The sequence below is a fragment of the Heyndrickxia sp. FSL W8-0496 genome (genome assembly GCF_038007825.1).
GTDB classification, from domain to species: Bacteria; Bacillota; Bacilli; order Bacillales; family Bacillaceae_C; genus Heyndrickxia; species Heyndrickxia oleronia.
In genome coordinates this window covers 1,221,329-1,241,102 of sequence record NZ_JBBOXX010000001.1, presented here as the reverse complement: position 1 = coordinate 1,241,102, position 19,774 = coordinate 1,221,329, and the positions used below count along the sequence as shown (strand labels likewise).

21 protein-coding genes are annotated in these 19,774 nt (G+C 35.9%); 3 read left to right on the top strand and 18 right to left on the bottom strand.

Annotated elements, in window-relative coordinates; all coding sequences use genetic code 11:
• Positions 1-420: 420 nt before the first annotated feature.
• The 7 genes from NST63_RS06185 to NST63_RS06155 all read right to left on the bottom strand — a co-directional run bounded on the left by NST63_RS06185 (position 421) and on the right by NST63_RS06155 (position 6,608).
• Complete coding sequence (locus tag NST63_RS06185; RefSeq protein ID WP_341041594.1) at positions 421-843, bottom strand: hypothetical protein; 423 nt, start codon at positions 841-843, stop codon at positions 421-423.
• 132 nt (positions 844-975) lie between these two features.
• On the bottom strand, positions 976-1,509 hold the full coding sequence (locus tag NST63_RS06180) for a chromate transporter (protein ID WP_058002934.1): 534 nt from the start codon (positions 1,507-1,509) through the stop codon (positions 976-978).
• On the bottom strand, positions 1,506-2,066 hold the full coding sequence (locus NST63_RS06175) for a chromate transporter (RefSeq protein ID WP_180212482.1): 561 nt from the start codon (positions 2,064-2,066) through the stop codon (positions 1,506-1,508). The genes NST63_RS06180 and NST63_RS06175 overlap by 4 nt, the downstream gene beginning before the upstream one ends.
• 134 nt (positions 2,067-2,200) lie before the next feature.
• Positions 2,201-3,805 carry a gamma-glutamyltransferase family protein gene (locus NST63_RS06170; protein ID WP_341044154.1) on the bottom strand — a complete coding sequence of 535 codons (1,605 nt, stop codon included), beginning with the start codon at positions 3,803-3,805 and terminating at the stop codon, positions 2,201-2,203.
• A 454-nt stretch (positions 3,806-4,259) separates the two neighbouring features.
• Complete coding sequence (locus tag NST63_RS06165; protein ID WP_212944624.1) at positions 4,260-4,709, bottom strand: Lrp/AsnC family transcriptional regulator; 450 nt, start codon at positions 4,707-4,709, stop codon at positions 4,260-4,262.
• A 144-nt stretch (positions 4,710-4,853) separates the two neighbouring features.
• Complete coding sequence (gene hpf, locus NST63_RS06160) at positions 4,854-5,405, bottom strand: ribosome hibernation-promoting factor, HPF/YfiA family (protein WP_212944625.1); 552 nt, start codon at positions 5,403-5,405, stop codon at positions 4,854-4,856.
• 204 nt (positions 5,406-5,609) lie between these two features.
• Entirely contained in the window at positions 5,610-6,608 is a 999-nt protein-coding gene (locus NST63_RS06155) for a phosphotransferase (RefSeq protein ID WP_180212480.1), read from the bottom strand.
• Between the two features lie 234 nt (positions 6,609-6,842).
• Between NST63_RS06155 and NST63_RS06150 the strand changes: the two genes are divergently transcribed.
• On the top strand, positions 6,843-7,112 hold the full coding sequence (locus NST63_RS06150) for a hypothetical protein (RefSeq protein WP_216384749.1): 270 nt from the start codon (positions 6,843-6,845) through the stop codon (positions 7,110-7,112).
• A 180-nt stretch (positions 7,113-7,292) separates the two neighbouring features.
• Here the strand turns inward: NST63_RS06150 and NST63_RS06145 are convergent, their stop codons facing one another.
• The 5 genes from NST63_RS06145 to NST63_RS06125 all read right to left on the bottom strand — a co-directional run bounded on the left by NST63_RS06145 (position 7,293) and on the right by NST63_RS06125 (position 11,610).
• Positions 7,293-8,591 (bottom strand): globin-coupled sensor protein, encoded by a 1,299-nt coding sequence (locus NST63_RS06145; RefSeq protein WP_341041592.1) that lies wholly within the window; start codon positions 8,589-8,591, stop codon positions 7,293-7,295.
• A gap of 46 nt (positions 8,592-8,637) precedes the next feature.
• Positions 8,638-8,919, bottom strand: a complete 282-nt coding sequence (locus NST63_RS06140; protein ID WP_180212477.1) for a late competence development ComFB family protein — start codon at positions 8,917-8,919, stop codon at positions 8,638-8,640.
• A 119-nt stretch (positions 8,920-9,038) separates the two neighbouring features.
• Positions 9,039-9,410 carry a flagellar protein FlaG gene (flaG, locus tag NST63_RS06135; RefSeq protein ID WP_212944628.1) on the bottom strand — a complete coding sequence of 124 codons (372 nt, stop codon included), beginning with the start codon at positions 9,408-9,410 and terminating at the stop codon, positions 9,039-9,041.
• Positions 9,411-9,535: 125 nt separating this feature from the next.
• On the bottom strand, positions 9,536-11,284 hold the full coding sequence (locus NST63_RS06130; RefSeq protein ID WP_341041591.1) for a methyl-accepting chemotaxis protein: 1,749 nt from the start codon (positions 11,282-11,284) through the stop codon (positions 9,536-9,538).
• Complete coding sequence (locus NST63_RS06125) at positions 11,281-11,610, bottom strand: hypothetical protein (protein WP_212944630.1); 330 nt, start codon at positions 11,608-11,610, stop codon at positions 11,281-11,283. The genes NST63_RS06130 and NST63_RS06125 overlap by 4 nt, the downstream gene beginning before the upstream one ends.
• A gap of 385 nt (positions 11,611-11,995) precedes the next feature.
• On the opposite strand from NST63_RS06125, the gene NST63_RS06120 reads away from it, so the two are divergent.
• Positions 11,996-12,106 carry a YjcZ family sporulation protein gene (locus NST63_RS06120; RefSeq protein ID WP_071976525.1) on the top strand — a complete coding sequence of 37 codons (111 nt, stop codon included), beginning with the start codon at positions 11,996-11,998 and terminating at the stop codon, positions 12,104-12,106.
• Between the two features lie 82 nt (positions 12,107-12,188).
• On the opposite strand, the gene NST63_RS06115 is transcribed toward NST63_RS06120, so the two are convergent.
• Entirely contained in the window at positions 12,189-13,856 is a 1,668-nt protein-coding gene (locus NST63_RS06115) for an ATP-binding protein (RefSeq protein WP_341041590.1), read from the bottom strand.
• Between the two features lie 292 nt (positions 13,857-14,148).
• The gene (fdhA, locus tag NST63_RS06110; protein WP_058002945.1) at positions 14,149-15,363 is read right to left on the bottom strand and encodes a formaldehyde dehydrogenase, glutathione-independent; all 1,215 of its coding nucleotides are present in this window, start codon (positions 15,361-15,363) and stop codon (positions 14,149-14,151) included.
• Positions 15,364-15,611: 248 nt separating this feature from the next.
• On the opposite strand from fdhA, the gene NST63_RS06105 reads away from it, so the two are divergent.
• Positions 15,612-17,369 carry a sigma-54-dependent Fis family transcriptional regulator gene (locus NST63_RS06105; RefSeq protein ID WP_341041589.1) on the top strand — a complete coding sequence of 586 codons (1,758 nt, stop codon included), beginning with the start codon at positions 15,612-15,614 and terminating at the stop codon, positions 17,367-17,369.
• 240 nt (positions 17,370-17,609) lie between these two features.
• Here the strand turns inward: NST63_RS06105 and NST63_RS06100 are convergent, their stop codons facing one another.
• The 4 genes from NST63_RS06100 to fliS all read right to left on the bottom strand — a co-directional run bounded on the left by NST63_RS06100 (position 17,610) and on the right by fliS (position 19,750).
• Positions 17,610-18,185, bottom strand: coding sequence for a hypothetical protein (locus tag NST63_RS06100; RefSeq protein WP_341041588.1), 576 nt, complete (start codon positions 18,183-18,185; stop codon positions 17,610-17,612).
• A 185-nt stretch (positions 18,186-18,370) separates the two neighbouring features.
• Positions 18,371-18,844: a hypothetical protein gene (locus tag NST63_RS06095; RefSeq protein WP_341041587.1), complete on the bottom strand. Its 474-nt coding sequence runs from the start codon at positions 18,842-18,844 to the stop codon at positions 18,371-18,373.
• 154 nt (positions 18,845-18,998) lie between these two features.
• On the bottom strand, positions 18,999-19,346 hold the full coding sequence (locus tag NST63_RS06090; RefSeq protein ID WP_212944635.1) for a flagellar protein FliT: 348 nt from the start codon (positions 19,344-19,346) through the stop codon (positions 18,999-19,001).
• A complete protein-coding gene (gene fliS, locus NST63_RS06085; RefSeq protein WP_212944636.1) occupies positions 19,346-19,750 on the bottom strand; it encodes a flagellar export chaperone FliS in 405 nt (134 codons plus the stop codon). Before fliS ends, NST63_RS06090 begins: the two co-directional genes overlap by 1 nt.
• Positions 19,751-19,774 lie beyond the last annotated feature (24 nt).

Genomic DNA, 19,774 nt, shown 5'->3' with positions numbered 1-19,774 from the left:
GTAAGGGATTTTTAATGTTAAATATATATGTAGATTTTTACTAACATATCTACAGTTTCCTTTTTGAATAAATCCTCTTACAATGCATCCAAATTTTTATACTAATTGAATTTTACCATTGTCTCCTATAAAGTGACAACTTATCAGCGAAAATGAACAATGATGTTCTTAGCTCTCAGTACTCAAAACCTTTGAAAAATGGATAGTATTCACTAATTTGAAAGGACCATTTCATCTTCGTAGATGTCAATCTGAGATAGAATCAAGAGAATCGAGTAGAAACGACTCGACGATAAAGGAGAAGAAATAGAAATATGCTAGCAGTGGCTGCTAATACTTGTCTGAGGACTTTATTATCGTTATAAATAGAAAGGGGATGCTGAACCTAACGATCAGACATCCCCATCCACTTACATTCACTTATTTTTGTAATTCGATGCTTTTTAAAATATTTTGTCCATCTTCATTTGCAATGTATTCAAAAGTAATTTTGTCACCACTTTTGAACTGATCAAGATTTACATTTGATTCTAAAGTATCAAGAACTAATACTGCATCTGCAGTTTCCACTTCAATGGAGTGACCATCAGCTTGTCCATTGTATGTACCTTCAGCCTTCACAATGTTTTCATCAGAAGTGCCTTCTGTTTTTGATGAATTTTCTTCGGTTGTTGTTTGATTTTCATTGGTTGAATCTTCTTTATTCGTCACTTGATCTTGTTCTGCTGAAGTTTCTTCTTTTGTAGTTTCTTTTTCCTTACTTGAATCACTACTAGTTGTTGTTCCACAAGCAGCTAATGACAAAATAAGTAAACATCCTACTAAAATCTTCAAAAATTTCATTACACTTCACCCCATAGTTGTAGTCACCTCTAATCATACCAACCATAGAAAAATATTTAAAGACTTTTATGGTAATAGGCACCATTTACTCATCTTCTTACAACTTTATTCAAAGAAAATGATTAAATGGTGTCAGGAACCTAGGAAGATTGCCCCATACACGAGAGCACCACAGATAACATAGACAGGACTAATTTTCCACTTTTCTAGTAATAGCAGACTGACCCCTCCAAGGAAGACCGTATGAAAAATCCCGATGCCTTCATAGGAACTGGAAAAAAAGTCGATGGTCATGACTCCTAATAACACAGCAATAGCTGGCCGCACAAGCTTTGTCATGTTTTTTACTTTAGGAGATTCCTTAAATTTCAGTAACAAGCCTAAAAGGATAATCAATAATAGAATGGATGGGGCAACCGATGCGAATAATCCGACGAAAGCTCCGAAAATTCCGCCTTGCTGATAGCCGATAAATCCAGCTAATTTCGTTGCAATTGGGCCCGGCAATGCATTACCTAGTGCAACCATTTCACTAAATTCATGAACAGTGAACCAGCCATAGCGATCGACAACTTCATGCTCAAGAAGCGGGATCGATGCTGGTCCACCACCATACCCTAAAAAGTTAGCCATAAAATTTGCGACAAAAATTTTCCAATAGATCATGATGCCTTCACCTGCTTATCTTTCTGTTTCTGACGAGAAAATAAAGCAGCTACCAACAGTCCTACAATTAAAATAGCAGGATGCAAGCCAAGTATTTGCATGATAATGATACTAATCACAAGAACGATTATCGTAGATATCCATCCCATAGAGTTTTTGGATTTTTTGATAAAATCCCATGTTAATGCCCCCAACATGACGCCTGCTATTGGGACGACTGCTCGCGACATCCCTTGAACCCATGGCTTATCATTGTATGCATGTAAGACCGTTAATAAAATGATCATCAAAATAACGGTTGGAATCACTGTAGCAATGACCGCGCTCATCATTCCCCAAAAACCAGCAACTCTCCAGCCAATATATCCAGACATTTTTGTATTAATTGGTCCAGGCAATGTGTTTGCAAGCGCAAGAATATCTGAAAAATCCTCATCATTCATCCATTTATAGTTTTCAACTACTTCCCTATGCATCAATGGAATGGCCGAAAGACCTCCGCCATATCCAAGCATTCCTGCTCGAAAAAACGCAATAAATATATCCCAATATACCAAAACAAATCACAATCCTTTAAACTTATTAAAACTAAAATAAAGAATAAAAAGTATACGAACATTCTTTATAAAAGTTATTATCTATCCATTAGATTAATCCTCTTCATAAAAACATTGTATATTATAGCATTGTTTTACCATGCTGCGATTGCACCATCTGTCCTTGATTCCGTTCCACCTATTAATACTCCCGTTTGAGGATTCCGCCAAATAATTTGACCACGACCGAAACCACCAGTATCAGACGCTACTTGAATCTGATGCCCTTTTCTAATTAACGCTTGAACAAGATGATTGGGAAAATGAGGCTCAACCATCACTTTTTTCCCATCCACCCATTGCCAACGAGGAGCATCTAATGCTGCCTGAGGATTTAAATGAAAATCGACTGTACTCATCACTACTTGAAAATGCCCTTGTGGCTGCATGAATCCACCCATAACTCCGAACGGGCCAATCGCCTCATTCCCTTTTGTCAAGAAGCCTGGAATAATTGTATGATAGCATTTCTTTCCCGGAAGTAAGGCATTAGCATGTGCCCGTTCAAGAGAAAAATCGAACCCCCGATTTTGAAGACCAATCCCTGTTCCAGGTATGACAATACCGGAGCCAAATCCCATATAATTGCTTTGTATAAAGCTAACCATATTGCCTTCAGCGTCAGCCGTCGCTAAATATACTGTTCCACCACTTGGCTGCTGGACAGGCTCAGGTGTGATCGCCTTATCATTAATTCGTAAACGATTGATATGTGCAAATTCATCAGACAATAAATAGTCGGCTGAAATTTTCATATGCTTTTGATCTGTAATTACTTCCTTCGCTTCTGTAAATGCTAGTTTTATTGCTTCTATTTGTTTATGATACGTATCTATCGTATCTTTTTCAGTAAAATCAAAGCCACTAACAATGTTTAATGCCATTAAAGCAAGTAAGCCTTGCCCATTGGGAGGAATTTCCCACACATCATAGCCCCGATAATTCGTTGAAATGGGATCTACCCATTCTGCTCGATAATTCTCTAAATCCTCTTTTGTTAAGAAACCATCATATTTTTGAATAAACTCTACGATTTTTTCAGCAAGTTCACCTCGATAAAAACTTTCGGCATTCGTTTCGGCAATGGATGTTAAAGTGGCAGCGTGGCCAGGCGAACTCCACATCTCACCAATGTCTGGAGCTTTCCCATTTGGAGCAAACGTGTCAAACCAAGGGTTAAACTGTTCCCCTTTTAAAGCTTCCTTAAAACGTGCATATGCCAATTTCCAATACTTCCCTAAAACTGGTGTTAAAGGAAACCCTTCCTTGGCATAACGAATGGCTGGAGAAAACAGTTCTTTAAATGGTAATTTCCCGAATCTTTTTGAAAGCTCTATCCATGCAGATGGGACACCAGGCACAGTAATCGGGATAACCCCAAACTTTGGCATCCGCTCATATCCTTTAGCTTTGACAGCTTCAATCGAGATAGCTGCTGGTGCCGGGCCACTGCCATTTAGGCCATATAATTGACCATTCACCCACACAAGGGCAAAGGCATCCCCTCCAATTCCATTTGATGTAGGCTCTACTACTGTTAATGCAGCAGCAGTTGCAATCGCTGCATCAATCGCATTGCCTCCCTTTTGAAGAATTTCAAGGCCTGCCTGTGCTCCTAAAGGCTGTGAAGTTGCCACCATTCCTTTTCTTGCAAAAACAGTATTTCGAATTGATGAGTACGGTTGATAAAGATGATCCATTTTCACTTATCCCACTCCCATAAAACCGTTGGTTTTCATTTACATTCGATTATTAATTCTTGTATATGGTTAACAAACGTAATTTTATCACTTAATTATGATTATATAGAAAATTGAATCTAAACTCCATATGATTTGACTATTTTCTAAAAGTCTCTTATCTCAAACATTGTTGCTAATTAAGTAAAGTTATAACGAATAAATAGCAACTGAGTATGGCTACATGTATTCGTTAGGTAAAATCCTAACGAATACATATAAGTTAAAGACCATATATCCCGATTTCACTTTAGTAAGAGCTGCAAAAATTCCATAAGAACCGCCTTAGCTTTGGTTTGGTGTAAAGGCTATAAATAAAGAAAGAAGCAACATACTTTATACTCTTATTCGTACTTTCATTTAAGTCATAGTATGAACACAAAAAAATGCCAGGAGCTAGTTTCCTGGCATCATTCTATAATTTAAGCCCGCTACGACTTTTAAATCTTCTCAAGAGGATATTGCTTTCAACCCGAGTGATTCCTTGTAATCCGTATAATTCATTATTGATAAAATTTTCTAAGCTTGAAAAATCATCTACAAGGACATGCATATGAAGAGTGCTTGGTCCTGTCATTTGATAACAGCTAGCTACACTTGGGTTTTCAGCGAGCTTTTGCGCTACTTCTACTAAGAAGGCAGGTTCACAATCCACTTCAAAAAAGGCCGAAACATGTTTCCCTACTTTTTCAGAGTTAATAACGGCAGTAAACTTTTCAATTACCCCATTGTTCATTAATTGATTGACTCGCTCCCTAACTGCAACCCTAGATAAATTTAATTGCTTCCCAATATCTGCATAGGACATTCGACCATTATCAGTTAATAACTCCATGATCTTTCGGTCGGTATCATCGATCTTCATCTTCCCACCACTTTATTTCAATTTCTTGCAAGCTTTATATTCTTTATCTTATCGTCTAATAAAGGCTCTCTGAATAGGAAAAGGGGGCAGACCCCATACCACAATATATTGAAGTGATACATAGGGCCAGCCCCATACGACAGTTTACTTCGTTTCGATAAGACCATACTTTCCGTCTTTTCGACGATAAACAATATTCGTTTGATTCGTATCTGCATCTGTAAAGACAAAGAAGTTATGACCTAGCATATTCATTTGCAGAACCGCTTCTTCACTGTCCATTGGTTTGAGATCGAATTGTTTCGTTCTAACAACCTCAAGATCCCCATCATCCTCTACATCATTTTGAGGACTTCCATTTGTTGCAAAGAATTCCTTTGTATTCCCTTTTTCACGGAACTTGCGATTTACTTTTGTTTTATGCTTGCGGATTTGGCGTTCTAATTTATCAACAATCAAATCAATCGCTGCATACATATCATTATTTATTTCTTCCGCTCTTAAGACTAATTGCGGTAGAGGAATGGTTATTTCAACTTTTGCCGTTTTATCTTGATATACTTTTAAATTTACATGTACATTTGCTTCAGGTACTTCGATAAAGTATCGTTCAAGCTTACTTACCTTTTTCTCGGTATAATCCCGAATTGCTGGAGTTACCTCAATGTTTTCCCCACGAATGTTGTAGTTCATCATATGGAATCCTCCTTGTCATTTGGCTGCATTTTCCCTCAGCTTGTCTTTCAATGCTGAGTGTAAAATGATGCCTTATAATTAAAGCTATGTTTATATATTTCTATTATACCCGTCCAAATTCCTGCTTAAAACGAAAGATTTTTTTGTCGAATTTGTCATATTCGAAAAAGATTGTCGAATCGTTTATTTTTTTGTCATAATTGATCACATAAAAGATACATCTACAATAGCTACTTCATTTTCAATTCTTTCCCTTATTTCCTTTAGCCAATGCAAAACACGTTCGTTTCGATCTTCTGGTGCTACTTTTTTATTAAAAACAGCATATAAATCAATATCCCGCAGTTTTAAGAATAATGGCAGCGTTGTAAGCCATTCTCTTGTAAGCTGATTTTCTTCATCATAGCCATCAAGGAAGGCATGCAAGAATTTTTGTGCGAACTGATTACGTTCCTCTCTTGTTCCATAAAAATGCTTTGAATTTGTTGCATAGTATAACGGAATGGCTATATCAGAAACAAAGTATTGATAGCTGGCATCATCGAAATCAAATACCTGAATTATTTCTCCATCGTAAAAAAAATTACCATGATGAATATCCGTATGTATTAGTCCAAAGCTATTTCGTTCTTTCGGAAGTTCTTTTATGTTATCAATAACTTTGTTTACCTTCCCTAGAAGCAGCGCGTCTTCTCCAGTATAATATTTATCTAAATCAAGAAGATCATTTTCATCCCATTGGGCTCGTTGAACAATTTCTGGTGTTCGTACATAATCCTTCGTATATTTATGGATCCTACCAATCGTTTTTCCCCATTTGTAAAATAATTTTTCATTGAACGATGGACCATCAACTTTAACCGGTTGACCTAATGCCTTTTCAAACAAGCTGGCAAAGAAATAACTTTGATTAGCTTCGAACGCTTCGACTGTATTGCCGGCTGGAGAAGTAATTACATTAGGTATCTTAATCCCACAAATACATAAATATTGAATCCAATCAAGTTCAGATTCCAATTCTTCCTTCGAACGATGAGAATGATGGGTCACCCGAAGAATCTTTGGTGTATGATTCTGATCATATACTTCAAAAACGTAATTTTCAAAATCGCCAAGCTTTTGGTAATCAGGTGTAAGATTAAACCTTTTTAGGATTTCCGTCAAAACGGTTTCAGTGAATTGCATATCAACCAATCGTTCCATATACCTTCCCCCAAAAATAAATCTAATTTTGAAAATTATAGCATATTACTCTATACTTTTCTGTATTTTTTGAAAACCCTTCCAATCACTTTATGAAAGAAGATAAGCTTTTTAGAAAATAGAAATTTTTTCATTATTAAATGGGACATTTACCCAGTCCATTTTCTAACCACTTTCATACTATTTAGGGAATATGTAATAAAAATTCAAAGAGAAAAAAGAGGAGGAAATTTGATGAACCCTGAATATTATCAAATCCCAAATTGGAATGTGGACTTGGATCAAAGGCAGTTTGGACGGCCATTTTTCGGAAGGCCATTTTTTGGAAGACCTTTTTTTGGTAGACCTTTTTTCGGTAGACCTTTTTTCGGTAGACCCTTTTTTGGAGGGCCATTTTTCGGAGGATTTCTCGGAGGTCTAGCAACCACAGCTTTATTAGGACCTGCACTTTATGGTGGTTATCCATATGGATATGGGTATGGCTATCCTGGATATTACTGGTAAGAAATATATTTGTAAATAAAAGGCTCTTTTTTTAGACACGTTTAAGCCTTTATTAGGATAAACGTCGGTAATAGGGACTTACCAAAAGCAACCAACTAGACGAAAACACCCAAATAAAAGAGGGAACGAGGTTCATTGCGCCTCATTCCCTCTTTTCGCTGATTGCTTAACTAATGCTGCTTAAAATTTTTGAGAAAGCTTCATTAAATCCTCCGATGAACCGGAAATTTGCTCCATTAGCTTCGTAACTTGATGAATAATGTCAGATGTTTGCGTTAATTCTGCCTTCGTCACACCACTTTGGTGTTTATTTTTCTCAGCAGCTTGAAGTATCTTTTCAAAAAATACATCCATATTGGAAATTTCTTTTGAGCTTTCTTGGGTCAAATGAGATACCTCTTCAACTGATGAAGTTACATCTTCAATCTGGCTATTAATTCCTTCGATTAATGTTGAAACATTACCGATGGATTTTTTAGTTTCTTCCGCTAGCTTTCTAACCTCGTCAGCAACAACGGAAAATCCTCTGCCATATTCTCCTGCTCTTGCTGATTCAATTGCTGCATTTAAAGCCAGTAAATTCGTTTGTTCAGCAATACTCGTAATAATCGAAATAATTGAATGCACCTGTTCTGAAGCCTTTTTTAAATCTTTCACTCGATCATTAATCGTTCTTGTGCTCGTTTCGATATTATTAATTAATTGCTGCTCTTGATGTAATTTGTCCTTACTGCTATTCGCTTCATTTTCCATTATATTTGCAATTTCTACATTTTCATTGGCTACTGCAAGCATATCAACAGATTGTTGGTTTAATTGTGTCATAAACTCATTTGTTCGATCTGAGAAATTTGACAATGTTTCAGAAACATCGGCAATTTTTTGCTCTATTAAGATTCTCTCTTCCTCATGCTTTTTCCGAAATCTACGAAACTCTTTTTCATATGCCTCAAGGACAATTTGTTGTTCAAAATTAAGGAGTTTAGAAATACTTTTAATGATCTCAATCACTTCAGCTTTTGAATCAATATTTTCTTCCACAATCTCAATTAAGGAATAAAATAAATTTTGAAAGGCACCTAGATACCATTTAGGTTCTAGGCCGATTTGAAGGTGGATAATCGCAATTTTAATTCTTTTTTCAACAAATTCCTGATTTATCTTCCCTTCAAACATTTCACAAATATGTCGTCTTAATGTTTGACTCAATCGCTCGATGCTGCTGTATTGATTAATGATTTCAAAAAGATTTGGCTGTTGTCCTAATGCTTTATAAAAATCGTCCACTATTTTATCGATATTTTGATCTACGAAAGTCTTAATTGATGCAATGGCGCGAATATCTTCCTTTGTAAAATGAATCATTTCCATTTGCTTCATTAACTCTTGATCTGACAAATCTAAAGATATTGACACTGGTAATCTATCTTGTTGTTTAACTGTACTCTTGCTGTTTTCTGTTTTTTTAAACCAACTCATAGGCTCCCCCTAGTATGTAAACAATTCGAATTGCTGCTTTTTTTACTTAGTCTACTCGATTCGAACAACGTTGATTTTTTGAAACTGTTTCTGCTGCTTGAAACAAAATGCTAATAATGTTCGCCGCGCCTTGACGGTCAGCAGTATAATAGGCGCGAACAATAGGACTTGCTCCTTCATTTACAATATATTTAGGTGGTAAATGATTTAATGACAAAGCCATAACATCATCAATACAGCGTTCACAGGTGCAAGGTAATCTTAATTGTTCCATATGCTCCATAAGTGCATTACGGACAATTTCCTCCATTACATTAAAAATAGGCATAATAATAACCTCCACAAGGAAATTTTGGTTGTACTAAACAACAAATTTCCCTCTAAAAAATCACCTCATGAAAGGGCTGTCTGAAATGCAAAAAGTCAGACAGCCCTTTTCTTCCGATATCAAATCTTTTTATCTACCATAATACCGAGAAATTCAGTCATCGCTGCATACATATCAAGCATTTTCTTAGAAGGAATTTCCTTCACCACTTCTTGTGTGGAATCGTCGACGACTGTAACATAATACTCATTTAATTTATCATGAAACTCAAATTTCAAATGAGTATTCGATGCAGAAACAAATTCGTTCATGCTATCTACTACTTTTTCTAACTTTGCTTTATCTTTTTCATTTACATTTGTTTCTGGATTTCCCCCATCTTTTTTCTGCAATGGAACCGGTTCTAATGCATGATCATTTTTCATTTCTCCACGAGTGGAATTGGATATCGTTGAAATCGGTTGAACCTGTCCCCCTATACGGTCCATCATCTTTACCTCTCCCTTTTGAATATTCTATCATTAATATCGGCAGAGAATTGGAAAAGTTTAGCTTAAGGGACAGAGGGTCGGTTCTCTTGTCCCATCGGGACGTCGGAACCGTCCCCCTGTCCCTTTTATAGTTGATATTTTTGAATGGTGTGGTTTAATTCTTCACTTAATTTACTTAGATTTTCTGCAAGTGTTGCACTGTTTTCCATTGCATTCATTTGTTCGTCGACAGATGCCGTGATTTCCTCTGCAGAAGCTGCCGATTGTTGTGAAACGGCTGCTATGTTTTGGATGGCTCCAGTGATTTCTTCACTTTTAGCTGTTATGGTTTCAATTTCTTTACTTAAATATTTAATTGCTTTCACCGTTCTAGAAACAGTTGAATGGATATGCTCGAATTCATTTTCCGTTTTCTCCACTACTTCATTCATTTGTTGCGAATGCTGAATTGTGTTTGACATGGCCATTACGGTTGATTCGGTTTCCTTCTCAATTTCAGCAATCATTTGTTGAATTTCCATCGTTGCTTGGTTAGATCCTTCTGCAAGCTTCCTTACCTCTTGAGCAACAACCGCAAAGCCTTTTCCATGTTCTCCAGCCCTTGCTGCCTCAATACTTGCATTTAATGCTAATAAATTCGTTTGTTCAGAAATGCCATTGATGGTCTTCGTAATGCTAGAAATGTTTTGAATTTTATTATATAGATTCGTAATTCCAACACTAATTTCATCTGATGCCTTAACGGATTCATCATTTGATTTTCTTAATAACTCAACCATCTTCATGCCATTAGATGCTGCTTCTTCAGAAATATCGGTCGTACTCTTCATCAGATGGTGATGTTCATTCATTTTCTCAATGGATTCAGTTAGTAATTCTATATTTTTACTTGTATCTTCAGTATCAGCAGCCTGAGCAACCATTCCATTCGTAATTTCTCCAAGTGCATGTCCAACTTCTTCACCACTTGCTGATGTTTCTTCAGATATGGCCGATAAATTGGTTGCAGAATCTACTAAGTTCGTACTTAATCCTTGTAATTGTTTGACCATGGCTTTTAATTCCATGACCATTTTATTAAATGAAGAACTTAGATGTCCTAGTTCATCAGAGGATTCAGGGAGTTTTTCTATGTTTAAATTTCCGTTAGCAATTTCCAAAGAAGCATCGGAGATTTTTTCAAGCAATCTAAATTTCTTTCTTGCTACAGTGTAGAAAATACCTAAGCAGATTACTGAAATACCTACACAAAGGATGATGGTTAACCATTTCATCATATGTAAAGAATCATAGAATTCATCTGTATATGCCCCAATCCCAATATTCCAATCCCAAGGTTCGAAATAAGTCATATACGAGATTTTTTCACGAGCTGTATCTTCACCTGGATTTTTCCAATCATATATATAAAAATGATCCTTTTCATTTTCAGCTTGTGCAGCCTTAATTAAATGATCACGAGTTTCAACTGAGGTTTTTGATGTATCATTCGTACCAATTGGTGTTAGTGGATTTAAACTAACCTCACGATTTGATTTTAGAGCAAAAATATATCCATTCTTTTTGTAAACAAATGGAGATTGTGAAAAATTATAGTTTAATTTGCCATCTTCTACTTTTGGTCCATTTAAAATTTCCCTAGCTTTTTCCTGTGCCTCTTCTAAAGTGAGAGACCCCTCTTTAACTGCATTGTTTAAAGCCTCTAATGTAGCCATTGATGTATTAACTAAGTGTTGTAAATCTAATTTCCCACTCGCAATAAGTTCCTTTTTAGCAAAAGTATAATTCACCACGCCAATGGTCGTACTAATAATGACCGTCATAACTAAAATGGCAAATAATAATTTCACCGAAATTTTATTTAGTGTTTTCACTTGAATCCCTTCTTTTCTTTATAAGCTAAAATACCTGATAGTATATATGTCATATATGAACTCACATCTGACTGTCTCGCATTAATCATTGTAAGCATATGTATTAACTCGACAATTTCCTTTCGTTTTAAGTTTTCTAGTAGGACATCTACCACTTGACCTTTTGTCAATTTGATTAAAGTTTCTTCATTTAATTGTATCGTCATATTTCTAATAGAGTTTAGATAGTGATTCAACATTTGTTTCACTTGATTATGACTGAGACAAATTTCCGAATAAAGACTTTCAAAACTTTCATTTGGTACTAGACCATATTCTATGGCCATGATCATCAGTTCCTTTCAATTCTCTAACTATATAATTTTTTGCATAAAAAAAGACCATCCATATGATGAATAAGTCGTTCCCTAAAGACCTTTCTCCTACTCCATACGTTTAACTTTATTAATACTTAACTTACTAAATATTAAATACTTAACTTCCAATTTCACATTATACTCCCTCTAATGAATAAAATTGTTAATGTCTGAAAAATGAATTTCGTGAATCCGCTTACAACTTTCGACTTTTTTCGCTAAAAACCGACTTTGTTGCATCTCCTTATTAGCATCCTTTAACACTTTACCGCATTGGGGGTCAGACCCCCTATATAATTTTCTTTTAACCAAATTGGGTCATATACATAAAATAATCTGAATGGGAGGTGTTTTTATGAGTGAGGTTGTAGCTGGTGGTGGACTTGGTGCCGGATTTGCTTTAATTGTTGTGTTGTTTATTTTACTTATCATTATTGGGGCTTCTTTTGTTGGAGGCATATATTAACTATAGGAAAAAAGATGAAGGCCGCAACAATGGCGGCCTTTTTATTCTGTTTTATCATCCTTTTACAACCCGTTATCCCTAATTATAAAGGAAGGGTTAGTACAATCTTTGTCCCTTTATTTTCTTCACTTTCGATCGTAACAGTTCCTTTATGATTTTCAATAATTTTTTTACTTACCATAAATCCAAGTCCTGTTCCTTTTTCCTTCGTAGTATAGAAGGGCTGTCCTAATTTATCTAGTACATTACTTGGGATGCCGCAGCCATCATCGATAAAGCTAATCAGAACCTTTTCATCCTCTTTCTTTTCTAACCGAATAACAAGCTTCCCTCCTTCAGCCATTGCCTCAATCGCGTTTTTTATAAAATTAATACAGACCTGTTTAATTTGATTTTCTTCACATTTGATAAATAATTCTTCCGTTTCAAATTCAGTTATCATGAGAACACTATTCATATTTGCTTGGGCATCCATTAAAACGATAACATCATTTAGCAACATACATAGATTAATCGAAACAAGATTCACCTCTTGTGGTTTTGCAAGTAATAATAATTCACTAAGTATCGTTTCGATCCTTTCTATTTCTGATAGAATAATGTCATAATAAGTATTATTCTCCAATGTATCAGATTGAAGAAGTTGAAAAAAACCTTTTATTGACGTAATAGGATTACGGATTTCATGAGCAATCCCTGCCGCAAGTTCACCAGCGATTGAAAGTTGTTCACTTCTAATTAATAGCTCCTGTGCCTGTTTCTTCTCACTGATATCCTTAATGATGACTGCCCAACCATCATTATAATTTTCTGCATTCAATAAAGGAAAACATGATACCAACACATGAATCAAGTGACCATCCTTCGTATATCTTACTGTTTCATACTCATCAATCTTTTCTCCACGTAATGTAAAGCTCCTATTTCTATAAAATTCGAACTTTCGGTCTTCTGGAAGAATAGGTAACTCTGTTGCATTTAATCCTAATATGCTCTCTCGAGACCACCCAAAGGTTTTTTCAAACGCTAGATTGACTGAGATGACTCGATCAGAATGATCATAGATAATGACAGGATCGAAATTATTGGTAATAAAGGATTGTAATTGATGCTTCGTTGCCTTTAATTTATTAGCTGTTTTATTATGTATTTCTTGAACCGATAAGGACGAATCGACCATCCCACCCATTTTATATAATGTTGACTTAACCAATTCACTATCTGTCATGAGATACTCATGACTTCTTTGTAATTTATTTTGAAGCGATGCTGTAACATACTGACCGTCGTAGGCACAAACAGAGATAATTCCTGATTTCTCTATATTTTGATCCGAAACATATTCATAGTGTTCAAGCTTTAAATGATCAACCCCCTGTCCCAGCCATTCAACATGTGCCCATGTGCGAATAGGAATTCCTTCTTCAAAAAAAGGGGCCAACAGGCGATTAAAATGACGAATAATACTATCACAATGAAAATCTCCGTGTAATCGATAAAACTCAGCATTATTCACATAATGTAAAAATGACAAATCGTCCGATTGAAGTATTTCTTTTAAACGATGAACAATAAGATTATAGCGTTCATCATTATCAATTAATAATAGTTGATTCCCTTGCTTATACCCCGTTAAAATATATGAAATTGCATTTTTCAAATAGCCATCCAATGAATCATACATATATAAAATATGCCCATGGTTCGAAATTTCTGCCAGTTGTGTTAATTGCAAAATTCTCTCTTTCATTGCACACCCCTCAAACCGTTGAAAAATTATCATTCTAGTACTTAAGCAATAAAAGATTCACCAGTCATAACGATACCATTATTATACAATAAACCTCTACGCTGTCGTGTATTATCATTCGCTTTTCTAAATAATTTAATATAATTGGGACAATGGACCGGATCTTATGTCCCAATTTCCCCACAAAAAATAAGCCTCCAAAAATAATCGGAGGCTTATTTTAATGAGGTTTTTCTACACTTTTTGTTCTCATAGTAGAAAACTTTAATGACTTGTCGGACGCTTCACCAACTTATTTCACAAGCCCATGTGGATCAATGACATATTTTCTAGATGCACCTTGATCAAATTCCTGATATCCCCTAGGAGCATCGTCTAAGGAAATAACTGTTGCATTCACAGCCTTTGCAATTTGGGCTCTACCACTAAGAATCGCGGACATTAAATCACGATGATATCTCATGACTGGGGTTTGCCCTGTTACAAATGTATGTGCTTTTGCCCAGCCTAATCCAAGACGGACTTTTAACGTTCCAATTTTGGCATCCTCATCAATACCACCAGGATCACCGGTTACATAAAGACCTGGAATTCCAAGCCTTCCCCCTGCACGTGTCACTTGCATAATCGAATTTAGTACGGTTGCAGGGGCTTCCCCAGCATTGGCACCATGTCCGGATGCTTCAAACCCTACACAGTCAACAGCACAATCCACTTCTGGAATTCCAAGTATCTGCTCAATTTGTTCTCCAAGATCAGTATGTTCACGCAGGTTAACCGTTTCACATCCAAAGCTTTTCGCCTGTGCTAAACGTTCTGCATTTAAATCACCAACAATGACAACAGCTGCTCCTAATAATTGCGCTGAATGAGCAGCAGCCAAACCAACTGGTCCCGCTCCAGCAATATATACAGTCGAACCTGGTTTCACTCCAGCACTTACTGCACCATGATAGCCTGTTGGGAATATATCGGAAAGCATCGTTAAATCTCTAATTTTCTCCATTGCTTGATCCTTATCAGGGAACTTTAATAATTGGAAGTCAGCATAAGGCACCATTACATATTCAGATTGCCCTCCTACCCAACCGCCCATATCTACATAACCATAAGCAGAGCCCGGACGATCTGGATTTACATTTTCACAAATATGGGTTGACCCCTCTTTACAGCTACGACACCGTCCACAAGCAATATTAAATGGCACCGATACAAGATCACCCTTTTTAATAAATTCCACATCACTACCTACCTCAATGACTTCTCCTGTAATTTCATGTCCAAGCACTAAGCCAGTAGGGGCTGTTGTTCTCCCGCGGACCATATGCTGATCACTACCACAAATATTTGTCGTTACAACCTTTAAAATCACTCCATGATTACATTTGCGTCCTACATTTAACGGATTCACCCCAGGTCCATCCCTTAACACTAAATCAGGAAAACCAATATCCTGTACCTCAACTTTCCCAGGTCCCATATATGCCACTGCTCTGTTTCCAACCATTTAGCTTCCTCCCCTTTTTTATAAATAATGTATTGCTCGTTCTATTAATAAGCAATTTCCATGCCAACTTATAAAAGCAGGAATTTTCGGCAAACTTTATTGCTCAACCAAACGATATGTCCTAAACATCAACAAATATTGTCCTAAATTAGTACAGGATGAAAGACATGCGCAATTTTTTAGTGCATCTTAAACGATGAAAGCTAATATATTTCAGTAAAAGCTATTTGATAAAGGAGGAAAAAATAATGTCACCTCTACGTATGATGGATCCCAAAGAGTTAATCAACCAGTCCTGGAGACGCTGTCAAGAATATGGGCTCGACCCTAATGGACCTATGAATAATCAGCTTTTAACCGGAATCGACTTGGAAAAAGCTCTCGCAAAAAATCAATTCCTACTTGACCAGACCACACCTTTATTGGAAAAGCTGTACAAAACCCTTCCGAACAAGGGATTAGTGACTGTCATCGTAGATCGGAATGGAATCATTATTCAAAAAGCAGGAAAATTAGAATTAGATGTTGCTTTCAACTATATGGAGGTTGGCGCAAACTGGTCGGAGGAAATAAAAGGGACAAATGCTATTGGTCTTGCCCTACATGAAAAAAGATTAGTCACCACCCACGCAGAGCATCACTTCTTTGTCAAAAACCATATTCTTACCTGTGCGGCAAGCCCCATTTATTCTCCAAGTGGTGAGTTTATTGGTGCGATTAATATTAGTGCACGCAAGGAGGATTTTCACCCATCGATGATTGCATTAGTTAGTATGATGGCTGAATCAGTGTATAATCGCTTAATTCTTGAGCAGGCAAATCAAGAAAAACTGTTAGCTACGAAGGAATTAGAACTAACGACAAATTATTATCCCTTCCCGCTCATAACTCTCGACCACGAACGAAGAATCATACGTGCAAACCATGCAACTCATAGGCTCCTTGGGAAGGATTGTCTTGGAAAAGAGTTCTACCATAAGGAGGGACAGGCAATCGGGGTGATCTCTGATCAAGCAAATCAATCTGCGCGCTCCATTGTTTCATTACATACAACTAGAAAAAAGGATTCACAGCTTTATTCAACAGCAGAAATTATCGGCAGTAGTCCGCAAATCACAAAAATAAAAAAAATAATTAACAAAGCAGCCTTTACAGACTATCCAGTCATCATTTACGGCGAAAGTGGGACAGGCAAAGAATTAGTTGCTCAAGCATTGCACACATCAAGCCCTCGTAAATCGCAGCCATTTATAGCAGTTAATTGTAGTGCTATCCCTGAAAGTTTAATAGAAAGTGAACTCTTTGGGTATGAACGAGGGGCATTTACAGGTGCAAATCGAGAAGGTGGACCAGGGAAATTCGAAGCAGCCAACGGAGGTACCCTTTTCCTTGATGAAATTGGTGACATGTCCAAAAAAGCACAGGCAGCCTTACTCCGCGTATTACAAGAAAAAAAGGTCACTCGCATTGGTGGAATAAAGGAGAAAACCATTGACACCAGAATCATCGCTGCAACAAATAAAAACTTACGTGAAGAGGTTCAGGCAGGACGATTTAGAGAGGATTTGTATTACCGTTTAAAAGGCATCTTCATCACACTTCCCCCATTAAGGGAAAGATCTGACATCCTCGAACTAACCGACCATTTACTATTACAACTTAATCACCCTTTTCTTCAACTAACAAATGAAGCAAAAGAAAAGCTCCGATCCTACCATTGGCCGGGAAATATTCGCGAATTACACAGTGTTCTCATGCAAGCCGCTTTTCTGATAGAAGGAAATGAAATCGGTGTAGAGGATTTACAATTTATAAATGAGTATGAACAAAAAAGCGAATCAACATATTCATTTGAGCCACCCCCTCCTCTGATCAACACTGAAAGGGAGGCCATTAAAACAGCTTTACATGCTACTGAATGGAATATCAGCAAAGCTGCGAGTTTGTTGAAAATAAGTAGAAATACCTTGTATTTAAAAATAAAAAAGTATCAGTTGAAACCGTGATAACCTAGAGATTGCAGACATATTCTATGCAAAAAAATATATATGATTAGTTACTCTATCAAACATAAATGATCATAGGATCTATTAAAAATTATCGGCTACCGCTTAGAGATGGTTTAACAACTTAAAAGAATCCAAGTAGCCGCTTTCTTTGATTATCTAAAAGCGTGTGATACCATGGAGCTTTTGACGAGCTATATTCGATAATTTATTGAAGTACAGTTTTTAGAGAGTCCTATTTTATCTAAAATCTATTTTCTCCATCAATAAATTTAGCTCAGCTTCTAATGATGTACCATTGTTCTTTTTTGTAATCTCGAAGGGTTTTTTATATAGACAGGCATATTTCAAAGCTAAAAATCCATCGATAGGAAATGTATAACCTTGCCATTCTTGTCGATATCCCAAAATCCCCCGTTGTTTAATCACCCGATCCAACTCTTTGACCACACATAAAACAAATTCATCAAAATTACATTTTGCTTCTAATACTTTTCTAATTAATTTAGAATCTCCTTTTCTATCAATAATCGGGTTTTGCTCTTCTGTAATCTTAATTTCTAAGTCTTCAAAATCACGCTTGAATTCCCAACGCAGCAAATATGGGCCTGTCTCCCACGTAATCCCTCCATTTATTTTGTGAAACGCGCCTTCTTTCCAGCTTAACTTACATAAAGGATGGATTGATGCCAAATAAGAAACAAAATCACCAAGCGCATCCGAATGAAAGGTCGGAGAAATTTCAATCCTATCCTTCCCCATCTCTAACACACAAGTTGCATTCCCACTTTTTATATAGTCATATGAAAACTTCAAAATGATCACCTCTATCTTTTTTGATAGTATTCTTACTATATATTTCTTTCGATCATAATTAAATCCTTCAGGGATTATTATGTTAGGGAATTATGCAAATTTCATCGTAAATATGAAAGTCGAAAAAATAGGTATCCGTCACCTTTGTTCCTCCATAATCGAAAGCTGGGACATGAAACCTGACCCTAGTGTCCCAGCTTAACCTTCTTCTCTAATTTAGTAATAATTTTGTAAAAGCCGATCAAAATCAACAACAAGATAGGATCCATAAAACAGGAATACCAGAACTTCCACCACCCATAATGAAAATATCCCCATGGTGGTGGTAGATTGACTAGCATTTCATAAAGTAATAAAAGTATGGTCCAAATGATAATATACAATGCCTTCCCTTTCATTGATCTACCAAAAGGAAAATACTCTAAAAACAAAACATTGATTGGGGGAATTAAAAGGGTGTAAGCGGGAAACGCTAAATAATCAATCCCCTGTGTCAAATACCAATAACCATGATATTTTAAATCGATAAATGTATCGAAGAGTAATTGTAAAGAGATTGTGAAAAGCCAGATATGGACAATTTTATTTGCTGACATCTCTTTAACGTACTTATATGCGATAATATTGAAGACGATAGTAGAAGTGTATAGTAAGAACATTTTTAGCCTCGGAGTGGTTTTAGGTTAGTTATTTGTAAATTTTTGGAGGATTATTCGTTTAAAGATATCTTTCTGAAATTATTTTTAGTCTAGAACAAATAAATCTCAATTACACAAAAAAGGATAACTCGTTTGAACGATGTTATCCTTTTTTCTATTTTCTTTTATCGTAAAAATAACCATCTGTCTGCATGTTTTGATAGGGATTAATATATTTATTCATGGATGTTTTTGTTTTGGATAACTGTGCCATATTGCCTTGAATACTTTGTTTTTCTTTTTCTAATAGCTGTTTCAATGTTTTTTCCATTTGTACAAGCTTTGCACCAAAATGTTTTTCTTCATCTGAAAATGGTGGTTGAATCTTTAATAGGGTCTGTTCTCTTTTATTTAATAAATCATTTATCAAAGTGATTGCCTCATCACGATTATTTTGGCTAATATTTCGAAGAGTAGATATCAATTCATCAGTTAACTGATAGTAAACCTGAAAAAATTTCATTATGCTTGACCATCATTAGAAGCATATTTTTTCTGACGATTTAGTTGGATTACCTGTTTCCAAGTATCACGAAATTCTGTAACTAGTTCTTCAACCTCTTCAAGAATGGAAACATCACTTCTAATATTCGCCTCAATTAATCGACGATTAATATAATCATAAAGAGACATCATGTTCTTTGATATAGGATATTCCATTTTTAATGTAACCATTAATTCTTGAATAATATTTTGTGATTTTTGAATATATAGATTTTTATCCCCTATATTTTTATTTTCAATAGCTTTTTTTGCATGTTTAACAAATTTAATGCATCCGTCATAAAGCATAAGGGTTAATTCACCTGGTGATGCAGTTACAGTTGTATTATTTTTATACGTTTGATAAGGATTATTTATTGACATTATCAATACCCTTTCTATAATTAT